The sequence below is a fragment of the Vibrio sp. D404a genome, assembly GCF_030248535.1.
Lineage (GTDB): Bacteria > Pseudomonadota > Gammaproteobacteria > Enterobacterales > Vibrionaceae > Vibrio.
Genome location: NZ_JAHGAJ010000007.1, coordinates 176,781 through 193,776 on the forward strand (window position 1 = coordinate 176,781; position 16,996 = coordinate 193,776).

Consider the following 16,996-nt stretch of genomic DNA (forward strand, 5'->3'; position numbering starts at 1 on the left):
TCTTTATTTATTTTTTCTTAGTTGTTTTAGGTAAGCTCGTACTGCACGGTTGTGCTCAGCCAAACTTTTTGAAAATACGTGACCACCAGTACCACTTGCCACAAAGTAAAGATAGTTACTCTCTTCAGGGTTAAGTGCTGCATTGATAGATGCTCGCCCCGCCATCGCGATTGGCGTTGGTGGAAGGCCATTGATGGTATAGGTGTTGTACGGTGTTGGTGTTCTTAAGTCTTTCTTACGAATGTTACCATCATAGCTGTCGCCCATGCCGTAGATAACAGTTGGGTCAGTTTGCAGACGCATACGCTTATTTAGACGATTAACGAATACCGATGAAACGCGCTCGCGCTCAGACGCCACTGCGGTTTCTTTCTCAATGATAGATGCCAGAATCAGCGCTTCATAGGGTGACTTCAGTGGCAGTTTTTCAGCGCGGCTTTCCCACTCTTGATTAACCACGTCCATCAAATCTTGATGCGCACGTTTCAATAAATCTAAATCGCTTGTACCATAGGTGTAGTGATAAGTCTCTGCTAAAAACAGGCCTTCTAGCTTCTTGTGTTCAACACCTAATAGCTCAGCAATCTCTTCTTCAGATACGCCTTGTAGGGTCTGTTCAATGAACTCATTTTGCTCAAGTTGCGTGCGCCACTCGTCAAAACGACTGCCTTCAACAAAGGTAATCGTAAATTGGTGCTCTTTGCCCTCAACCAATACTTGAAGGGCTTGGTTTAGTGTTAGCTCGGGTTCCAATAAGAAAGTGCCCGCTTTGACATCAACCAGCTCTGGGTGAAGCTTACGGATCAACTTGCTGTATGGAGAAGCCGTAAACAAGCCTTCGTTGACCAGTTTATTGAGTACACGGTTGAAACTCGTGCCCGGTGCGACAGTAATAACCTGTGGCTTATCCAATTGAATCACTTGTTTTAAGTGATCTTGTGCTTGGTTATAGATATAAAACGCGCCAGATGCCGCAACAACCAAACATAGAACGAAAAAAATAAATAACTTCTTAATCACGAGTTTAAAAGTCCTTGAAGGGTACGTGTGATAGGTCCAATTTCAAATGATGTTTCTTTGATTTGTGTGACTGGAGCGATACCGAGTATCGAATTGGTCATAAAGACTTCGTCGCTAGCAAGCAGATGGTCAAGATTAAAATGTCCCACGCTTACTTCAGCAATATCTTGAAGAGCAAGCAAAGCCTGTCTACGCATCACACCCGCGACGCCACTCTCAGTTAGCTTAGGCGTATAGACATGTGAGCCCTTAATCCAAAAGAGATTTGCCATCGTCGTTTCGACAACCTGATCGTTGATATCTAATGCAATACCATCGACATAGCCCGCTTCATCCATCTCGGCCTTCATAATAATCTGTTCAAGACGGTTATTATGTTTGTGTCCAGCAAGCATTGGTGAGAGGCCAAGCTTATGTTGACACAATCCTAAATGTACACCGGATTGCTGCCACTCTAAATAATGTTCTGGGTAAGCAAACGTGCTAATCGTCACCACAGGCGCAGTTGCACCCATAGGGCTATACCCACGGCCGCCAGAGCCGCGACTTACATGCAGTTTAATACCACCTAGCCCCTCTTGAGAGACTGAGCTCAGTGCTTGCTTTAACCATAGGTCGACAAGGTTCCAATCTAACGGCGCAATACGCAAAGCCGCTAGGCATGCATTAACGCGCTGTTGGTGATCATTGTAATGCTTAATTTCACCATCGAATGTCAACATCGTGGTAAAACAGCCGTCACCATACTGGAAAGAGCGATCGCTTAAAGCAATCGTCTGCTGGCTTTCTCCGTCAACCCAAAACATGTTTTTCTCCATAAAAAGAAACGGCTCAATGCTAAGCATCAAGCCGTTTAAAAACAAGTCTAATTAATGACTATCTACGATGTTTGAGTCTTTTATAAGATGATTAAATCTTTTTGAAGATCAAACAGCCGTTTGTGCCACCAAAGCCGAAAGAGTTACACGCCGCATATTCCATGCCGCTTACTTCACGAGCTGTGTGTGGTACTAGGTCAATGTCTAGACCCTCTTCAGGATCGTCTAGGTTAATTGTTGGTGGAACCACTTGGTCAACCAGAGACATTGCTGTGATGATAGCTTCTGCAGAGCCTGCAGCGCCTAGAAGGTGACCCGTCATCGATTTAGTCGAAGACACAAGAACCTGCTTGTAACCTGCTTCACCAAGGGCACGCTTAATGCCTTTGATTTCTGCTACGTCACCTGCTGGTGTCGATGTACCGTGTGCGTTTACATAACCGATCTGTTCACCAGTAATGCCTGCATCACGCATCGCCGCTTCCATTGCTAGTGCGCCACCTGAACCATCTTCACTTGGAGAAGTCATGTGGTAAGCGTCACCAGACATACCGAAGCCTACTAGCTCACAGTAGATCTTAGCGCCACGTGCTTTAGCGTGTTCGTACTCTTCTAGTACCATCATGCCTGCACCGTCACCTAGAACGAAGCCATCACGGCCTTTATCCCACGGGCGAGAAGCTTTTTGAGGCTCATCGTTACGTGTTGAAAGCGCTTTAGCTGCACCGAAGCCACCCATACCTAGAGGTGTAGATGCTTTCTCAGCACCACCCGCTAACATCGCATCTGCATCGCCGTATGCAATCATACGAGCTGCGTGACCGATGTTGTGTAGACCAGTCGTACATGCTGTCGAGATAGCGATGTTTGGACCACGTAGACCACGCATGATAGACATGTGACCCGCGATCATGTTTACGATGGTTGACGGTACAAAGAATGGGCTGATTTTACGAGGGCCTTTTTCAGTCAGAGCTTGGTGACCTGCTTCGATCAAACCTAAGCCGCCGATACCAGAACCGATAGCCACACCAATACGTGGTGCGTTCTCATCAGTAACGGTTAGACCAGAATCATCAAGTGCCTGAACACCTGCTGCGACGCCGTACTGGATGAATAGATCCATTTTACGAGCATCTTTTTTAGACATGTACTCTTCGCAGTTAAAGTCTTTAACTAGACCTGCAAAACGAGTTGAGAAATTGGTTGCATCAAAGTGCTCGATATTCACGATACCACTTTGACCAGCTAGCAGGGCTTTCCAAGAAGATTCTACAGTGTTGCCTACCGGTGACAACATACCCATGCCAGTGACAACTACACGACGCTTGGACACGATTTTACACTCCGGGGATTGAAATGATTTAGGATGAGGATAGATGAGTTAGATAAAACACAGGCGGTCGAGGTGACCGCCTGGGAGAGATTATTACTGAGCGCTAGTTACGTAATCGATAGCAGCTTGAACAGTAGTAATTTTCTCAGCTTCTTCATCTGGGATTTCAGTGTCGAATTCTTCTTCTAGAGCCATTACTAGCTCAACAGTGTCTAGAGAATCAGCACCTAGGTCATCAACGAAAGAAGCTTCGTTTTTAACTTCTGCTTCGTCTACACCTAGTTGTTCAACAATGATTTTCTTTACGCGTTCTTCGAGGTTGCTCATTTTTTCTTTTCCTTTACAGAGTTCGCTTTATGCGATGTTTTCCGTAGTTTATTCAATCTATTAAAAGTTGCAAGGCCAACTTTTCTGGTCAAACCACAATTTTAGCGATTTTAACCGAAATTACGTATGATTTTGACTTAAATCATGCACAAATGTTGCACACAATTTACACCATGTACATACCGCCATTGACGTGAAGTGTTTCACCTGTGATATAAGCTGCCGCAGGCGACGCCAAAAATACCACAGCTTCAGCGATTTCGCGAGGGTCACCTAGACGACCTGCTGGTACATTCGCCAAAGTTGCTGCACGTTGGTCATCATTTAGCGCTTTTGTCATGTCTGTTTCAATAAAGCCAGGTGCAACTGTGTTCACTGTCACACCACGAGAAGCTACTTCACGTGCCATAGACTTAGTGAAACCGATAACACCTGCTTTAGCTGCAGCGTAGTTTGCTTGGCCAGCGTTACCCATAGTACCAACAACAGAACCTACGTTGATGATACGGCCTTCACGCTTCTTCATCATGCCACGAAGTACAGCTTTAGACATGCGGTAGATAGGCGTTAGGTTAGTATCGATGATATCGTTCCACTCGTCATCTTTCATGCGCATAAGTAGGTTATCGCGTGTGATACCAGCATTGTTCACTAGGATATCAATCGCACCAAACTCATCGTTGATGGTTTTTAGTGTTGCAGCGATAGAATCAACATCTGTTACGTTCAGAGCAAGACCTTTACCGTTCTCACCAAGATACTCGCTGATCGCAGCAGCACCGTTTTCTGACGTTGCAGTACCGATAACTTTAGCACCGCGCTCAACTAGTAGTTCAGCGATAGCACGACCGATACCACGGCTTGCACCTGTAACTAGTGCAACTTTGCCTTCTAAATTCATCATAACTTCTCTTTATGTCGTTATTTAGCAGCTTCTAGTGATGCAGCATCGTTTACTGCAGCAGCTGTCATTGTTTTAACAATACGCTTAGTTAGACCAGTAAGAACCTTACCTGGGCCTAATTCTAGTAGTTTCTCAACGCCTTGCTCGTTCATTGCTTGAACACCTTCAGTCCAACGAACTGGGCTGTAAAGTTGACGAACAAGTGCATCTTTGATTTTTGCTGGATCTGTTTCAGCAGCCACATCAACGTTGTTGATTACAGGCAGAACTGGCGTGTTGAACTCTAGCGCTTCTAGAGCAACCGCTAGCTTATCTGCAGCTGGCTTCATCAGTGCACAGTGAGACGGTACAGAGACAGGAAGTGGAAGAGCACGCTTAGCGCCCGCTTCTTTACATAGTGCACCAGCACGCTCTACAGCCGCTTTGTTACCTGCGATAACAACTTGACCTGGAGAGTTGAAGTTCACTGGAGAAACCACTTCATCTTGCGCCGCTTCTTCACACGCTTTTGCGATAGATTCGTCGTCTAGACCAATGATTGCGTACATTGCACCAACGCCTGCTGGTACCGCTTCTTGCATCAGTTGACCACGTAGTTCAACTAGCTTGATCGCTTCTTTAAAGTCGATAACGCCAGCACATACTAGTGCAGAGTACTCACCTAGGCTGTGACCTGCTAGGTTTGCAGGCTGCTCTAGGCCAAGCTCTTGCCATACACGCCAGATCGCTACAGATGCAGTAAGTAGAGCTGGTTGAGTACGGAAAGTTTCATTTAGATTTTCTACTGGGCCTTCTTGAACCAGTGCCCATAGGTCATAACCAAGTGCTTCAGAAGCTTCAGCAAATGTTTGTTTAACAACATCATACTGTTCGCCTAGTTCAGCAAGCATACCGATAGCTTGAGAACCTTGGCCTGGGAATACGATAGCAAACTTGCTCATTGTAATTATCCTTTAAGCAATGCAAAAAAATGAATAAGGCACATAACGATGTGCCTTGATTGTTCAGTCAACTTAGGGTTAGAACTTAACGAGCGCTGAGCCCCAAGTGAAACCGCCACCAAACGCTTCAAGAAGAAGAGTCTGACCGCGTTTAATTCGTCCATCACGAACCGCTTCATCTAACGCTGTCGGAACCGTCGCTGCCGACGTGTTACCGTGCTTATCAAGAGTGATCACCACTTGATCAAGCGACATGGTTAGCTTTTTAGCCGTCGCTGAAATAATACGGTAGTTAGCTTGGTGTGGTACTAACCAATCCAGCTCAGACTTATCCATATTATTTGCAGCCAATGTGTCTTTAACTAGCTTAGAAAGCTGAGTTACCGCCACTTTAAATACTTCATTGCCCGCCATGTGTAGCCATTTGTCAGCGTCACCGCCGCGCTCTGGTACTTCAAGACTTAGTAGCTCGCCGTATTTACCATCAGAGTAAATGTGCGTTGATAGAATACCTGGCTCTTCACTTGCACCTACAACCACCGCACCTGCTGCATCACCAAATAAGATGATAGTCGAGCGATCCGTTGGGTCACAGGTTTTAGACAGTGCATCTGCGCCAATGACCAATACGTTCTTGCACATACCTGATTTGATGTGCTGGTCTGCCACTGATAATGCATAAACAAAACCAGAACAAGCCGCAGCCAAGTCAAATGCTGGGCAGCCTTTAATACCAAGCTTACCTTGTACCTGACATGCAGAAGATGGGAACGTGTGGCTGCTGCTGGTTGTCGCGACGATGATCAAGTCGATATCTTCTTTATCGATACCCGCCATTTCAATCGCGTTTTCTGCAGCGTAAAACGCCATATCCGCTACTGTTTCGTTTTCAGCAGCAATACGACGCTCTTTAATTCCTGTTCTAGCAACAATCCACTCATCGCTAGTCTCTACCATTTTCTCTAGATCTGCGTTAGTACGCACCTGAGATGGCAAGTAGCTGCCAGTACCTAATATTTTGCTATACATGAAGACTAATAATGCCTCTCGAGTAAAACCGCTTCCAAACGATCGCTAATGCGGCTAGGGACTTGTCGTTTGACCTCGTGTACTGCTTCGCCAATCGCGTTGACGACGGCAGACACATCAGCACTTCCATGACTTTTTATGACAATGCCGCGCAATCCTAACAAACTTGCGCCGTTATACTGGTCGGGGTTCAAGGTTTTTAATTCAGTAAATAGCTCAGAAAACAATATTCTGGCGATCCAACCCTTTATCGTTGACGCCATGATGCGCGTTTTTAGCTTATCAATAAAGAGCTGCGCAGTGCCTTCACACGTTTTTAGGCACACATTGCCCACAAAACCATCACAAACAACCACATCTGCTGCATCTTGCAGCAATTGATTTCCTTCAATATAGCCGATGAAGTTCACAGACTGGGTGTTAGACAACATTTCCGCGCATCGTTTTACAAGGTCATTACCTTTTATTTCTTCTGCGCCGATATTCAAAATAGCGACACGTGGAGGGCGGCCTAAATGTTGTTCTGCTAATGCACTTCCCATTACAGCAAATTGAAAAAGAGAGTCTGCGTCACTGGATACGTTGGCACCGAGGTCCAACATCCACGTACGACTACCGGAAGCGGTAGGCAATGCTGAAACGAGAGCTGGGCGATCAATACCTGGGAGTAACTTTAGACGAAAACGAGACAAAGCCATCAACGCGCCGGTATTACCACCGCTGACACATGCGTCTGCTTGAGATTCTGCAACCAGATCGATTGCTTCACGCATCGAACTGCCCTGACTGTTTCTTAAGGCAAGAGAAGGCTTTTCTGAGTTGGAGATTACTCGGTCACAATGCTGGATGCTCAAACGAGAATCAGGCTGTCGACCTAATGAGGATAATTGAGATGTGATCGCGTTTCGATCACCTATGAGAATGACTTTTAGCTCTGGGAAATACGACAGTGCCTGCACGGCGGCAGGCACTGTTACACGAGGACCGAAATCCCCGCCCATTGCATCAAGCGCAACGGTTATATTTTGCAAAAGGTCAACCTTACTTGTTGATAACCTTTTTGCCGCGGTAGTAACCTTCCGCAGTCACGTTGTGACGTAGGTGAGTTTCACCTGAAGTTGCGTCTACAGAAAGTGCAGCTGTAGTTAGCGCATCGTGTGAACGACGCATGCCACGCATTGAACGTGATTTCTTGCTCTTTTGTACGGCCATTGACCCTACTCCTATGTAAATTCTTAAAGAAGCAGTTACTTCTTTAAGCTTTTTAAAACATCAAATGGATTCGGCTTCTTATCTTCCTCAATTTCTTCAGGAAGTTCACCAAACACCAAGTTATTTGAGTTAACGCTACAGTCCGCTTCGTCGTGCATTGCTACTTGTGGCAATCCAAGGATGAACTCGTCTTCAACTAGTTGAATCAGGTCTAACTCACCGTACTCGTTCAGATCTACCAAATCGTACTCTTCCGGTGCTTCTTCTTCACTTTTCTCATTGTAGTAAGGAGTATAAGTGAATTCGACATCGCACTCATGTGCGAAAACCTCATTACAACGCTGACACTCTAAATCGACTTCGACGTTAGCTTTACCAGAGATAACGACTAATCGTTGTTCATCAAGCCCAAATGACAATGAGACTTGCGCGTCACGTTTTACGCCTTCAGTTGCCTCGCTTAAGCGCTTGAAAAGACTGGTTTGGATGATGCCATCTAAATCAAGTCGTTTTTGAGCGGTTCTAGCCGGATCAACTGTACGCGGTATTTTTACCTTTTGCATAGGGCGCGAATATTATCTTCCAAATCGAGTTTAGTCAAAGGAAATGGCAAAAAAAGTACACTTTTTTACCTTTCCCATACAGAGCATTATGAATATCAAGATAAGTTACTATATCCTGCATTAAATGCTTCTATGAATTGTAAATTAAAATGAAAAATTACCAACTAGTTTTGGCCTCTACTTCCCCATTTAGGCAAGAGATCCTTAAAAAACTGCATTTAGACTTTGTCACCGCCAAACCAGACTGCGATGAAACGCCGCTAGTTGATGAGACACCTCAACAACTCGTCACTCGACTAGCGCAAGAGAAAGCTAAATCTTGTGAAGTCGCTTCTCCTAGCCTAGTCATCGGCTCCGATCAGGTTTGTGTGATTGATGGTGAAATCATAGGAAAGCCCCATACACGTGAAAAAGCCATTGAACAGCTGTCTCGACAAAGCGGTAAAAGCATTACCTTCTATACCGGCCTCTCTGTTTGGAATACCGAGACCCAACAAGCTGACACGCGTCTCGACACCTTTATTGTTCACTTTCGTCAACTAACCACAGCACAGATTGAAAACTACGTTGATAAAGAGCAGCCATTCTATTGCGCAGGTAGCTTCAAAAGTGAAGGGCTAGGTATTGCTCTGTTTGAACGTCTTGAAGGTAAAGATCCGAATACCTTGATTGGACTTCCTCTGATCGATTTGATCGACATGTTGGAAGTGCAAGGGATGAATGTGCTTTAAGTGCTCCAATCCCGTTGCTAGCGATTCCCTACTCCTTCCTTCGTCAGTCTAGGGAATGACAGAGGTTTATCACTCATTTTAGAATAACACGATTCAACTAACATAACGGGTTACTTTATCGCTAAAAACCAAAGTTCGTCATCCTCAAGAGCGAGGAACGAGCGAGTTGGGGCTCTCCTACCACGGCACAAACAAAAAAGGTTGACGATATTCGTCAACCTTTCTCATTTCGGGATACCTAACTCAGAGAGAGAATTTCTCTTTTGTATCTCGTATCTCGTATCTCGTATCTTTAGAAATTAAAGCTTACGTAACCCAGCGATCGCTTTTTCTAGTCTAGCTTCCATTGGTGCCGAGATATCCATCTTCTCTTCACTGCCTGGATGCGTAAATTTAATGTTTGCTGCGTGCAGGAATAAGCGGTCCAAACCAACTTTACCTGTATAAGCATCAAAGCGGCGATCACCATAGCGATCATCCCACGCTATCGGGTGACCCGTGTATTGAGTGTGTACACGGATTTGGTGAGTACGACCTGTAATCGGGCTTGCTTGAATCAAGGTCGCCTCTTTGAACTTTTCTAACACCTTAAAACGCGTTTCTGATGCCTTACCGTTCGGGTTAACTCGAACAATACTGTTCACTTCATTTTTAAGCAGCGGTGCATTCACCACCTTGCAGCTGTTTTTCCATTCACCCATAACAAGAGCGAAATAGTACTTCTGAACCGTTTTTTCACGGAACTGAGCTTGCAGGTGACGCAGCGCCGAACGCTTTTTCGCAACCAGAAGAATACCTGAGGTATCTCTATCAATACGGTGTACAAGCTCTAAAAAACGAGCCTCTGGTCGTAGTGCACGCAGTGCTTCAATGGCACCGAACTTTAATCCGCTACCACCGTGTACTGCTGTACCAGAAGGTTTATTCAAGATAAGCATGTGATCATCTTCATAGATGATACAGTGCTCTAACTCTGAAACCTTGTTCAGCTTGGTGCTTGGCACATGCTCTTCAACTTTTTCTTCGATAGTCACTGGAGGGATACGAACTAGGTCGCCCGCCTTCAGCTTATATTCTGCCTTGATACGCTTTTTGTTAACGCGCACTTCGCCCTTACGTACGATTCGATAAATCATACTTTTCGGGATATTTTTTAATTGGTTACGCAAGAAATTGTCTATGCGTTGACCAGCCATATCTTCGTCGATGTCGACAAATTGGACTTTGGTTCTAATTTCGCTCATGCGGTTAGTGTATCACTGTCAAATTTGATAATTGAGAGTTAATTGCATTTTTCAACGCGATTATACCCAAAAGGAGGTGGGAAACTTCTATATTTGTTTGATTCTTCGAACAAAAAATCGTCAAGACTGCCGCAAAATTAAATATCATTTGATAAATTATTGATAGACAGTGAGTTAGAGCTATCAAAACCCAAATAAAAACCGTTTTTTTTCGCGCATTCTGATAAAGCAGATTGCTGTGATTACCGACCACTGCTATAGTTCACAGCTGCTATCTATGGTTTGACTACTATTTAAACAGTCATCCATTCACAAGCAAGTAAATGAGTAGATGACTCAGCCAAAACCGTGCTGCACTGGCGTAAGACACCGTTAACTGAGTTCCTTGTCGCTCTACTCACGTACACTCGTGTTGAGTATTCACCGCCACATCGCGGATCATAGATCAATATCTATGATGACTGACGTGCCCCAAGAGCATCCCTTCCAGCCGGGAGGCTGCACCGATAAAGCCATGGGATCAGGCACCATGAGTAACGAAATCAAGCGACAAGAACAATGATGAAAATAAGAAAAGACAATGAGTATTTCTAAATGAAAAGAATGTTAATTAACGCAACTCAAAAAGAAGAGTTGCGTGTCGCTTTGGTTGACGGCCAGCGACTTTTCGATCTTGATATCGAAAGTCCAGGTCACGAATCAAAAAAAGCGAATATCTACAAAGGACGTATCACTCGTATTGAACCAAGCCTAGAAGCGGCATTTGTTGACTACGGCGCAGAACGTCACGGTTTCCTCCCTCTTAAAGAAATTGCCCGCGAATACTTCCCTGAAGGTTACACCTACCAAGGCCGTCCAAGCATCAAAGAAGTGCTAAAGGAAGGTCAGGAAGTTATCGTACAAGTTGAGAAAGAAGAACGTGGTAGCAAAGGTGCTGCACTGACTACTTTCATCTCTTTGGCGGGTAGCTACTTAGTTCTTATGCCAAACAACCCTCGTGCAGGCGGTATTTCTCGCCGTATCGAAGGTGATGAGCGTACACAACTAAAAGCCGCTTTAAGCACGCTTGAGCTTCCTCAAGGTATGGGCCTAATCGTACGTACAGCGGGTGTTGGCAAAAGCGCAGAAGAGCTTGAGTGGGACTTAAACGTTCTACTTAATCACTGGGGTGCGATCAAACAAGCTTCAGACTCAAATGCAGCGCCTTTCCTAATTCACCAAGAAAGTAACGTTATCGTACGTGCAATTCGTGACTACCTACGTCGCGATATTGGTGAGATTCTTATCGACAGCAACACTATTTTTGAGCGTGCACAAGCGCACATTCAACTAGTGCGCCCTGACTTTATCAGTCGCGTTAAGAAGTACGATGGTGAAGTGCCTCTATTCAGTCACTACCAAATCGAGAGCCAAATTGAATCAGCTTTCCAACGTGAGGTTCGCCTTCCGTCTGGTGGTTCAATCGTTATCGACCCAACTGAAGCGTTAACTTCTATCGATATCAACTCTGCTCGTGCAACAAAGGGCGGCGATATTGAAGAGACAGCACTAAACACTAACCTAGAAGCCGCAGACGAAATTGCACGCCAACTTCGCCTACGTGACCTAGGTGGTCTAGTGGTAATCGACTTCATCGATATGACACCAGTTCGCCACCAACGCGAAGTAGAAAGCCGCCTACGTGATGCCGTTCGTCTAGACCGTGCACGTGTTCAAATCGGCCGTATCTCTCGCTTTGGTCTACTTGAGATGTCTCGTCAACGTTTGAGCCCTTCTCTAGCAGAAGCAAGCCACCACATCTGTCCTCGTTGTACAGGTACGGGCGTTGTTCGTGATAACGAATCTCTAGCACTGTCTGTTCTACGTTTGATCGAAGAAGAAGCACTGAAAGACAACACAGCGCAAGTCCTTGCGGTTGTGCCTGTTCCTATCGCTTCTTACCTTCTGAATGAAAAACGTCGCTCAGTAAACCACATTGAGAAGAACCAAGAAGTTAAGATCACTGTTGTTCCTAACTCAGACATGGAAACTCCGCACTTCGAAGTTATCCGTGTTCGTGAAGGTGAAGAGTTCGATCTACTGTCTTACCTACTTCCTAAGAAGCTAGATGCGCTGAAAGAAGCAGAAAGCAAAGAACCAGCTGAACAGACTATTCGTCCTAAGAAGATTGAAGAACCTGCACTGAAAGGCTTCGCTGCTCCAGCTCAATCTGCACCAGCTCCGGCACCAAAAGCAGCAGCTGCAAAAGTAGAAGAGAAGAAAGAAGAGCCTAAAGCACAAGAATCTGGCCTAATCAGCCGCTTCTTTAAGGCTATTGGCAGCTTCCTATTCGGTGGCTCTTCAACTCAAGAAGAGAAACAAGAAGAGAAGCAAGAAGAGAAACCTAAGAACAATCGCAACAACGGCAACCGCCAGCGTCGCGATCGTAACGACAACCGTCGTCGCAACCAACGTGGTGATCGTAACGAAAACCGCGATAACAAGCGCCGCCGTAAGCCAGCTCGTGACGAAAAACCTGAAGAGCAAAAAGAGACCGCGACTCAGCAACCTCGTCAAAACCGCAAGCCTAAGCAAGACCGCCGCAACAAGCAGCGTGACGAGCAGAAGCCACAACGCGAAGAGCAGGCACCATCGAAACTTGCAGAACAAGGCCAACAACTTGCAGCAGATGCACAAGCGTCTAAGCCTGAAGGTCAAAAGCCTAAATCTGAAGCGAAAGCGGCTAAAGTTAAAGAGCGTCGTCAACGTCGTAAACTGAACAAGCAAATTCGTGTGAAGGATCAGCAAGCACAAGCTGACCAACCAGCGAAAGAGCAAAAAGCACCTTCAGCTAAAGACCAAGTTGCATCAAAAGATAAGTCTGTTGCTCAAGAGCAAAAAGTGGCTGATCAAGTAGAAGCTAACCAAGCAAACGCTGAACAAGCAGAGCAGGAAGAGCCGAAGCAACGTCGCAACCGTCGTTCTCCACGTCACCTACGTGCAAGTGGTCAACGTCGTCGTCGCGGTCGTGATCGTCGCCCTAACCCATTCCGCCTACGTAAAGGTGGTGTAGCATCTCCAGAGATGGCGATGGGTAAAGTGATGCCTCGTTTCGTGCCTAAGCCACACCACAAGCAAGCGAAGCCTGAAGCGGCTAAAGCAGAAGTGCAAACTCAACAATCAACTGAGCTAGAAGCAGTTCAGAGTAACGTTGTGATTGCAGGTGGTTTTGCATGTCCTGAAATGGCAATGGGTAAGGTAATTATCCGTCGTGAAGAACCTGCGGTAGAAGCTGTTGTTGAGGCGAAAGCTGAAGAAGTCGTAGCACAACCAGTTGTTGATACACCTGTGGTTGAGACTCCTGCTGTTGAAACGTCTACTGCTGAAACGCCTGTAGCAGCGCCTGTTGTTGAAGAAGCGGCACCTGCAATTGAAGAGTCTGTTGAAGTTGAAGAAACAGTTGAAGCGAAAGCTGAAGAGACTGTGACTGAAACTCCTGTTGCAGAAGCTCCAGTTGTCGAAGCTAAACCTGCTGTTGAAGCGAAATCAGTTGTTGAGACGGCTGAAGCAAAACCTTCAGTAGAAGTGAAGAAGCAAGCAAGCTCACCAATGACGAAAGCTCCTGGTCCACAAGAGATCAAAGAGATTGAAGTTGTTGCTGCACCTTTCCGTAGCGAGCGCTACGTTGCAAAAGGCGCAGGTAGCCAAGCGGCTTCGAACCAAGCGGGTTCAGGCATGACTAAGCCAAACTACTAAGCATTTACTGTTGTAAAATCTTAAGTAAATAGAATCAAAGGCTGCTTATAATAAGCAGCCTTTTTTATATCCGTTATCGGAATAACGATTAATAGATATATTACTCAAAGTTGGGTTCAACCTTGAACTTAATCACATTTTTGGGTAGGATTCGCGCACTTATCTTTTTCGACACTTAGCTATTGCCGCTCTTTATTACACCTGTTTAGCTTCGCAATATGTTCGTGTCGGTAAATCCATTTAAAGCATAGCTGAGCACACATGTTCGAATTCCCACAATTTTCAAAGCACTCTGTAAAGAATGACGTGCTTTCAGGCCTTACTGTAGCACTTGCTCTAGTACCTGAAGCCGTAGCATTCGCATTCGTTGCTGGTGTTGACCCTATGGTCGGCCTTTACGCAGCATTCATCGTCGGTCTAATCACTTCTATCTTTGGCGGTCGTCCAGGCATGATCTCTGGTGCAACGGGTGCAATGGCCGTTGTAATGGTTAGCCTAGTCGCGACTCATGGCGTTCAATACCTATTCGCAGCCATCATGCTAGCGGGTATCCTTCAGATTGCTGCGGGCTTATTCAAACTCGGTAAGTTTATCCGTATCGTTCCACACCCGGTAATGATCGGTTTTGTGAACGGTCTGGCTATCGTTATCTTCCTAGCTCAACTTGGTCAGTTCAAAGCACCGGATATGACGGGCGCACTTACTTGGCTGCCAACAGACCAAATGACGCTAATGCTAGGTCTGGTTGCACTTACAATGGGTATCATCCACTTCCTGCCTAAGTTCACCACTGCAGTACCTTCTTCACTGGTTGCAATTGTGACTGTTACCGCGCTAGTGGTTGGTTTAGACCTAGAAACACGTACCGTAGTAGACTTCCTGCGTACTATGTCTGGCGACGATGCAGCAACACTTGCTGGCTCTCTACCAACATTCTCTATTCCAGCAGTACCATTTAACCTAGAAACGATTTACATCATCCTGCCTTACGCAGTGATCCTTGCAGCAATTGGTCTGATTGAATCACTACTGACTCTGACAGTACTTGATGAAATGACGAACACTCGTGGTCAATCTAACCGTGAATGTGTTGGTCAAGGTATGGCGAACGTAACGTGTTCAGTATTTGGCGCGATGGGTGGTTGTGCAATGATTGGTCAATCGATGATCAACGTAAACTCTGGTGGTCGTGGTCGTCTATCAGGTATCGTTGCTGCGGTTGCTCTACTGATGTTCATCCTATTCGCATCTTCGCTGATTGAAATGATTCCTCTAGCAGCTCTTGTGGGCGTAATGTTCATGGTTGTTATCGGTACGTTCGAATGGGCAACGTTCAAGCTTGCACGCCGCGTACCTAAGCAAGACTTCTTTGTTATCGTTCTAGTAACGGTTGTTACTGTAATGACTGACCTTGCGGTTGCTGTATTTGTTGGTGTTATCGCTTCTGCGCTAATGTTTGCATGGCAACACGCTAAGCACATCTACGCAGACACGTGCATCAACGAAGAAGGCTCAAAAGAGTACAAGGTTAATGGCCCAATCTTCTTCGGTTCTACAGCGAACTTCCTAGAGCTATTTGATGCTCATGAAGATCCACAAGATGTTATCGTAGACTTCGCAAACTCTCGCGTAACGGACCACTCAGCAATCGAAGCGATTGATACCATTGCAGAGCGTTACGCTGCGCAAGGTAAAACGCTGCACCTACGCCACCTAAGCCAAGACTGTGTTGCTATGCTGCACAAGGCCGGTAGCCTAGTTGAAGCAAACGTTGCTGAAGACCCAATCTACAAGGTTATGTCTAAGTAACAGCTGATGGCTTTACATAGATAAGATAAAGAATGCCGACGTTGAACGTCGGCATTTTTGTATCTGCTTACGAAATCGGAATATTAGAGTTTCAAAGGGATTTCAGTACCGCTTCACTCGACTCTTCGATTAAATCGAGAACCAATTCAAAGCCATCTCCCCCGCCATAATAGGGATCAGGGATCTCTTGATAACTTGAAGAACCATAACTTAAGAAAAGTGCCAGTTTGTGTCGTAGGTGCACTGGGCATTGTGATTCTAGATCCGACAAGTTGGCATTATCGGCGGCTAGGATCAGGTCAAAGTCCTCAAAATCTTGGCTTACCACCTTACGTGATGTAATCCCCGCAAAGCTATAACCCCTCGCCTCACCTGCAGCTTTAGAACGAGGATCCGGTGGATTTCCTTGATGATAGCCAATGGTGCCAGCTGAGTCGACCTCTACGTCTATTCCCATAGATTTTGCCTTTGCTCGCAGTATTGCCTCGCCTGTCGGAGAACGACAAATATTACCCATGCAGACTACCAGTATCTTTTTCATCCCTAATCACCTGTTCTTTCGATGGTTTTTGATAGTCTTAACTTAAGCTATGATAGAGCCAATCACAAATTATAAGGATGAGTTATGTCGACTGAAGACAACAAAGAGCAACGCCACAAAGCCCGCCAACAAAAGGTAAAGGAGCAAGTGGACGCACGTGTTGCTGCTGCTCAGGAAGTCAAAGGACTGCTGCTTGTTATCACAGGTAACGGCAAAGGTAAGTCTACATCTGGCTTTGGTACCATTACTCGCGCAGTCGGTCACGGTAAGAAGTGTGCAGTGGCTCAGTTTGTTAAAGGTACTTGGGACAACGGCGAAAAGAATGTTCTTGAGAAGCTAGACGTTGAGTTTCAGGTAATGGGCACGGGCTTTACTTGGGAGACACAAAATAAAGCCCAAGATATCGAGGCAGCTCAGCGCGTTTGGAAAGAGTGTAAACGAATGCTCGCTGATGAGTCTCTAGACGTGATTCTATTTGATGAGCTGACCTACATGGTGAGCTATGGCTACATTGAGCTTGATGAAGTCGTTGAAGCGCTAAATAACCGTCCAAAGATGCAATCAGTGATCATTACAGGTCGTGGCGCACATCGCACGTTGACCGAGATGGCAGATACGGTTTCAGAGGTTCGCAATGTGAAGCATGCATTCGAGTCTGGTATTAAAGCTCTGCAAGGCGTGGATTGGTAATAACCCTCGAACAGGGGTTCTCGACTCAGGCAAATGACGGCTTTGGCCGTGTTACTTCCCATAACAAAGGGCGATATCTTAGAAAACCTCTGTTTT

16 protein-coding genes are annotated in these 16,996 nt (G+C 45.7%); 4 read left to right on the top strand and 12 right to left on the bottom strand.

Going from position 1 to position 16,996, the window contains the following annotated elements; translation table 11 throughout:
- Nucleotides 1–3: 3 nt before the first annotated feature.
- The 10 genes from mltG to yceD form a co-directional block, all read right to left on the bottom strand.
- Complete coding sequence (mltG, locus tag KI655_RS04915) at nt 4–1,020, bottom strand: endolytic transglycosylase MltG (RefSeq protein ID WP_285402272.1); 1,017 nt, start codon at nt 1,018–1,020, stop codon at nt 4–6.
- Entirely contained in the window at nt 1,017–1,826 is an 810-nt protein-coding gene (pabC, locus tag KI655_RS04920) for an aminodeoxychorismate lyase (protein ID WP_285402273.1), read from the bottom strand. The genes mltG and pabC overlap by 4 nt, the downstream gene beginning before the upstream one ends.
- A 103-nt stretch (nt 1,827–1,929) precedes the next feature.
- On the bottom strand, nt 1,930–3,174 hold the full coding sequence (gene fabF / locus KI655_RS04925) for a beta-ketoacyl-ACP synthase II (RefSeq protein ID WP_032552037.1): 1,245 nt from the start codon (nt 3,172–3,174) through the stop codon (nt 1,930–1,932).
- Nucleotides 3,175–3,267: 93 nt separating this feature from the next.
- Entirely contained in the window at nt 3,268–3,501 is a 234-nt protein-coding gene (acpP, locus tag KI655_RS04930) for an acyl carrier protein (protein ID WP_004737381.1), read from the bottom strand.
- A gap of 166 nt (nt 3,502–3,667) precedes the next feature.
- Nucleotides 3,668–4,402: a 3-oxoacyl-ACP reductase FabG gene (gene fabG, locus KI655_RS04935; RefSeq protein ID WP_172974268.1), complete on the bottom strand. Its 735-nt coding sequence runs from the start codon at nt 4,400–4,402 to the stop codon at nt 3,668–3,670.
- Between the two features lie 20 nt (nt 4,403–4,422).
- The gene (gene fabD, locus KI655_RS04940; protein WP_285402315.1) at nt 4,423–5,346 is read right to left on the bottom strand and encodes an ACP S-malonyltransferase; all 924 of its coding nucleotides are present in this window, start codon (nt 5,344–5,346) and stop codon (nt 4,423–4,425) included.
- Nucleotides 5,347–5,424: 78 nt separating this feature from the next.
- Nucleotides 5,425–6,375 carry a beta-ketoacyl-ACP synthase III gene (locus KI655_RS04945; RefSeq protein WP_285402317.1) on the bottom strand — a complete coding sequence of 317 codons (951 nt, stop codon included), beginning with the start codon at nt 6,373–6,375 and terminating at the stop codon, nt 5,425–5,427.
- 5 nt (nt 6,376–6,380) lie between these two features.
- On the bottom strand, nt 6,381–7,406 hold the full coding sequence (plsX, locus tag KI655_RS04950; RefSeq protein ID WP_285402319.1) for a phosphate acyltransferase PlsX: 1,026 nt from the start codon (nt 7,404–7,406) through the stop codon (nt 6,381–6,383).
- Between the two features lie 10 nt (nt 7,407–7,416).
- Nucleotides 7,417–7,587 carry a 50S ribosomal protein L32 gene (rpmF, locus tag KI655_RS04955; protein WP_004414666.1) on the bottom strand — a complete coding sequence of 57 codons (171 nt, stop codon included), beginning with the start codon at nt 7,585–7,587 and terminating at the stop codon, nt 7,417–7,419.
- A 35-nt stretch (nt 7,588–7,622) separates the two neighbouring features.
- On the bottom strand, nt 7,623–8,150 hold the full coding sequence (yceD, locus tag KI655_RS04960) for a 23S rRNA accumulation protein YceD (RefSeq protein ID WP_239841480.1): 528 nt from the start codon (nt 8,148–8,150) through the stop codon (nt 7,623–7,625).
- A 149-nt stretch (nt 8,151–8,299) separates the two neighbouring features.
- Between yceD and KI655_RS04965 the strand changes: the two genes are divergently transcribed.
- The gene (locus KI655_RS04965) at nt 8,300–8,881 is read left to right on the top strand and encodes a nucleoside triphosphate pyrophosphatase (protein ID WP_285402321.1); all 582 of its coding nucleotides are present in this window, start codon (nt 8,300–8,302) and stop codon (nt 8,879–8,881) included.
- Between the two features lie 299 nt (nt 8,882–9,180).
- Here KI655_RS04965 and rluC read toward each other — a convergent pair whose 3' ends face one another.
- A complete protein-coding gene (gene rluC, locus KI655_RS04970; protein ID WP_285402323.1) occupies nt 9,181–10,125 on the bottom strand; it encodes a 23S rRNA pseudouridine(955/2504/2580) synthase RluC in 945 nt (314 codons plus the stop codon).
- A 594-nt stretch (nt 10,126–10,719) separates the two neighbouring features.
- Here rluC and rne point away from each other — a divergent pair.
- Complete coding sequence (gene rne, locus KI655_RS04975) at nt 10,720–13,860, top strand: ribonuclease E (RefSeq protein WP_285402325.1); 3,141 nt, start codon at nt 10,720–10,722, stop codon at nt 13,858–13,860.
- Nucleotides 13,861–14,121: 261 nt separating this feature from the next.
- Nucleotides 14,122–15,669, top strand: coding sequence for a SulP family inorganic anion transporter (locus KI655_RS04980; RefSeq protein WP_285402327.1), 1,548 nt, complete (start codon nt 14,122–14,124; stop codon nt 15,667–15,669).
- A gap of 91 nt (nt 15,670–15,760) precedes the next feature.
- On the opposite strand, the gene KI655_RS04985 is transcribed toward KI655_RS04980, so the two are convergent.
- Nucleotides 15,761–16,210, bottom strand: a complete 450-nt coding sequence (locus KI655_RS04985) for a low molecular weight protein-tyrosine-phosphatase (protein ID WP_285402329.1) — start codon at nt 16,208–16,210, stop codon at nt 15,761–15,763.
- A gap of 84 nt (nt 16,211–16,294) precedes the next feature.
- Here KI655_RS04985 and cobO point away from each other — a divergent pair, with 84 nt between their 5' ends.
- Entirely contained in the window at nt 16,295–16,900 is a 606-nt protein-coding gene (gene cobO, locus KI655_RS04990; RefSeq protein WP_285402331.1) for a cob(I)yrinic acid a,c-diamide adenosyltransferase, read from the top strand.
- Nucleotides 16,901–16,996 lie beyond the last annotated feature (96 nt).

Excerpts from the sequence above, each read along its gene's own strand:
- KI655_RS04965 (WP_285402321.1), top strand. The coding sequence starts at position 8,300 with ATGAAAAATTACCAACTAGTTTTGGCCTCTACTTCCCCATTTAGGCAA.
- rpmF (WP_004414666.1), bottom strand. The coding sequence starts at position 7,587 with ATGGCCGTACAAAAGAGCAAGAAATCACGTTCAATGCGTGGCATGCGT.
- rne (WP_285402325.1), top strand. The coding sequence starts at position 10,720 with ATGAAAAGAATGTTAATTAACGCAACTCAAAAAGAAGAGTTGCGTGTC.
- KI655_RS04985 (WP_285402329.1), bottom strand. The coding sequence starts at position 16,210 with ATGAAAAAGATACTGGTAGTCTGCATGGGTAATATTTGTCGTTCTCCG.
- KI655_RS04980 (WP_285402327.1), top strand. The coding sequence starts at position 14,122 with ATGTTCGAATTCCCACAATTTTCAAAGCACTCTGTAAAGAATGACGTG.
- rluC (WP_285402323.1), bottom strand. The coding sequence starts at position 10,125 with ATGAGCGAAATTAGAACCAAAGTCCAATTTGTCGACATCGACGAAGAT.
- KI655_RS04945 (WP_285402317.1), bottom strand. The coding sequence starts at position 6,375 with ATGTATAGCAAAATATTAGGTACTGGCAGCTACTTGCCATCTCAGGTG.
- yceD (WP_239841480.1), bottom strand. The coding sequence starts at position 8,150 with ATGCAAAAGGTAAAAATACCGCGTACAGTTGATCCGGCTAGAACCGCT.
- fabD (WP_285402315.1), bottom strand. The coding sequence starts at position 5,346 with ATGAGCAAGTTTGCTATCGTATTCCCAGGCCAAGGTTCTCAAGCTATC.
- acpP (WP_004737381.1), bottom strand. The coding sequence starts at position 3,501 with ATGAGCAACCTCGAAGAACGCGTAAAGAAAATCATTGTTGAACAACTA.
- fabG (WP_172974268.1), bottom strand. The coding sequence starts at position 4,402 with ATGAATTTAGAAGGCAAAGTTGCACTAGTTACAGGTGCAAGCCGTGGT.
- cobO (WP_285402331.1), top strand. The coding sequence starts at position 16,295 with ATGTCGACTGAAGACAACAAAGAGCAACGCCACAAAGCCCGCCAACAA.
- pabC (WP_285402273.1), bottom strand. The coding sequence starts at position 1,826 with ATGTTTTGGGTTGACGGAGAAAGCCAGCAGACGATTGCTTTAAGCGAT.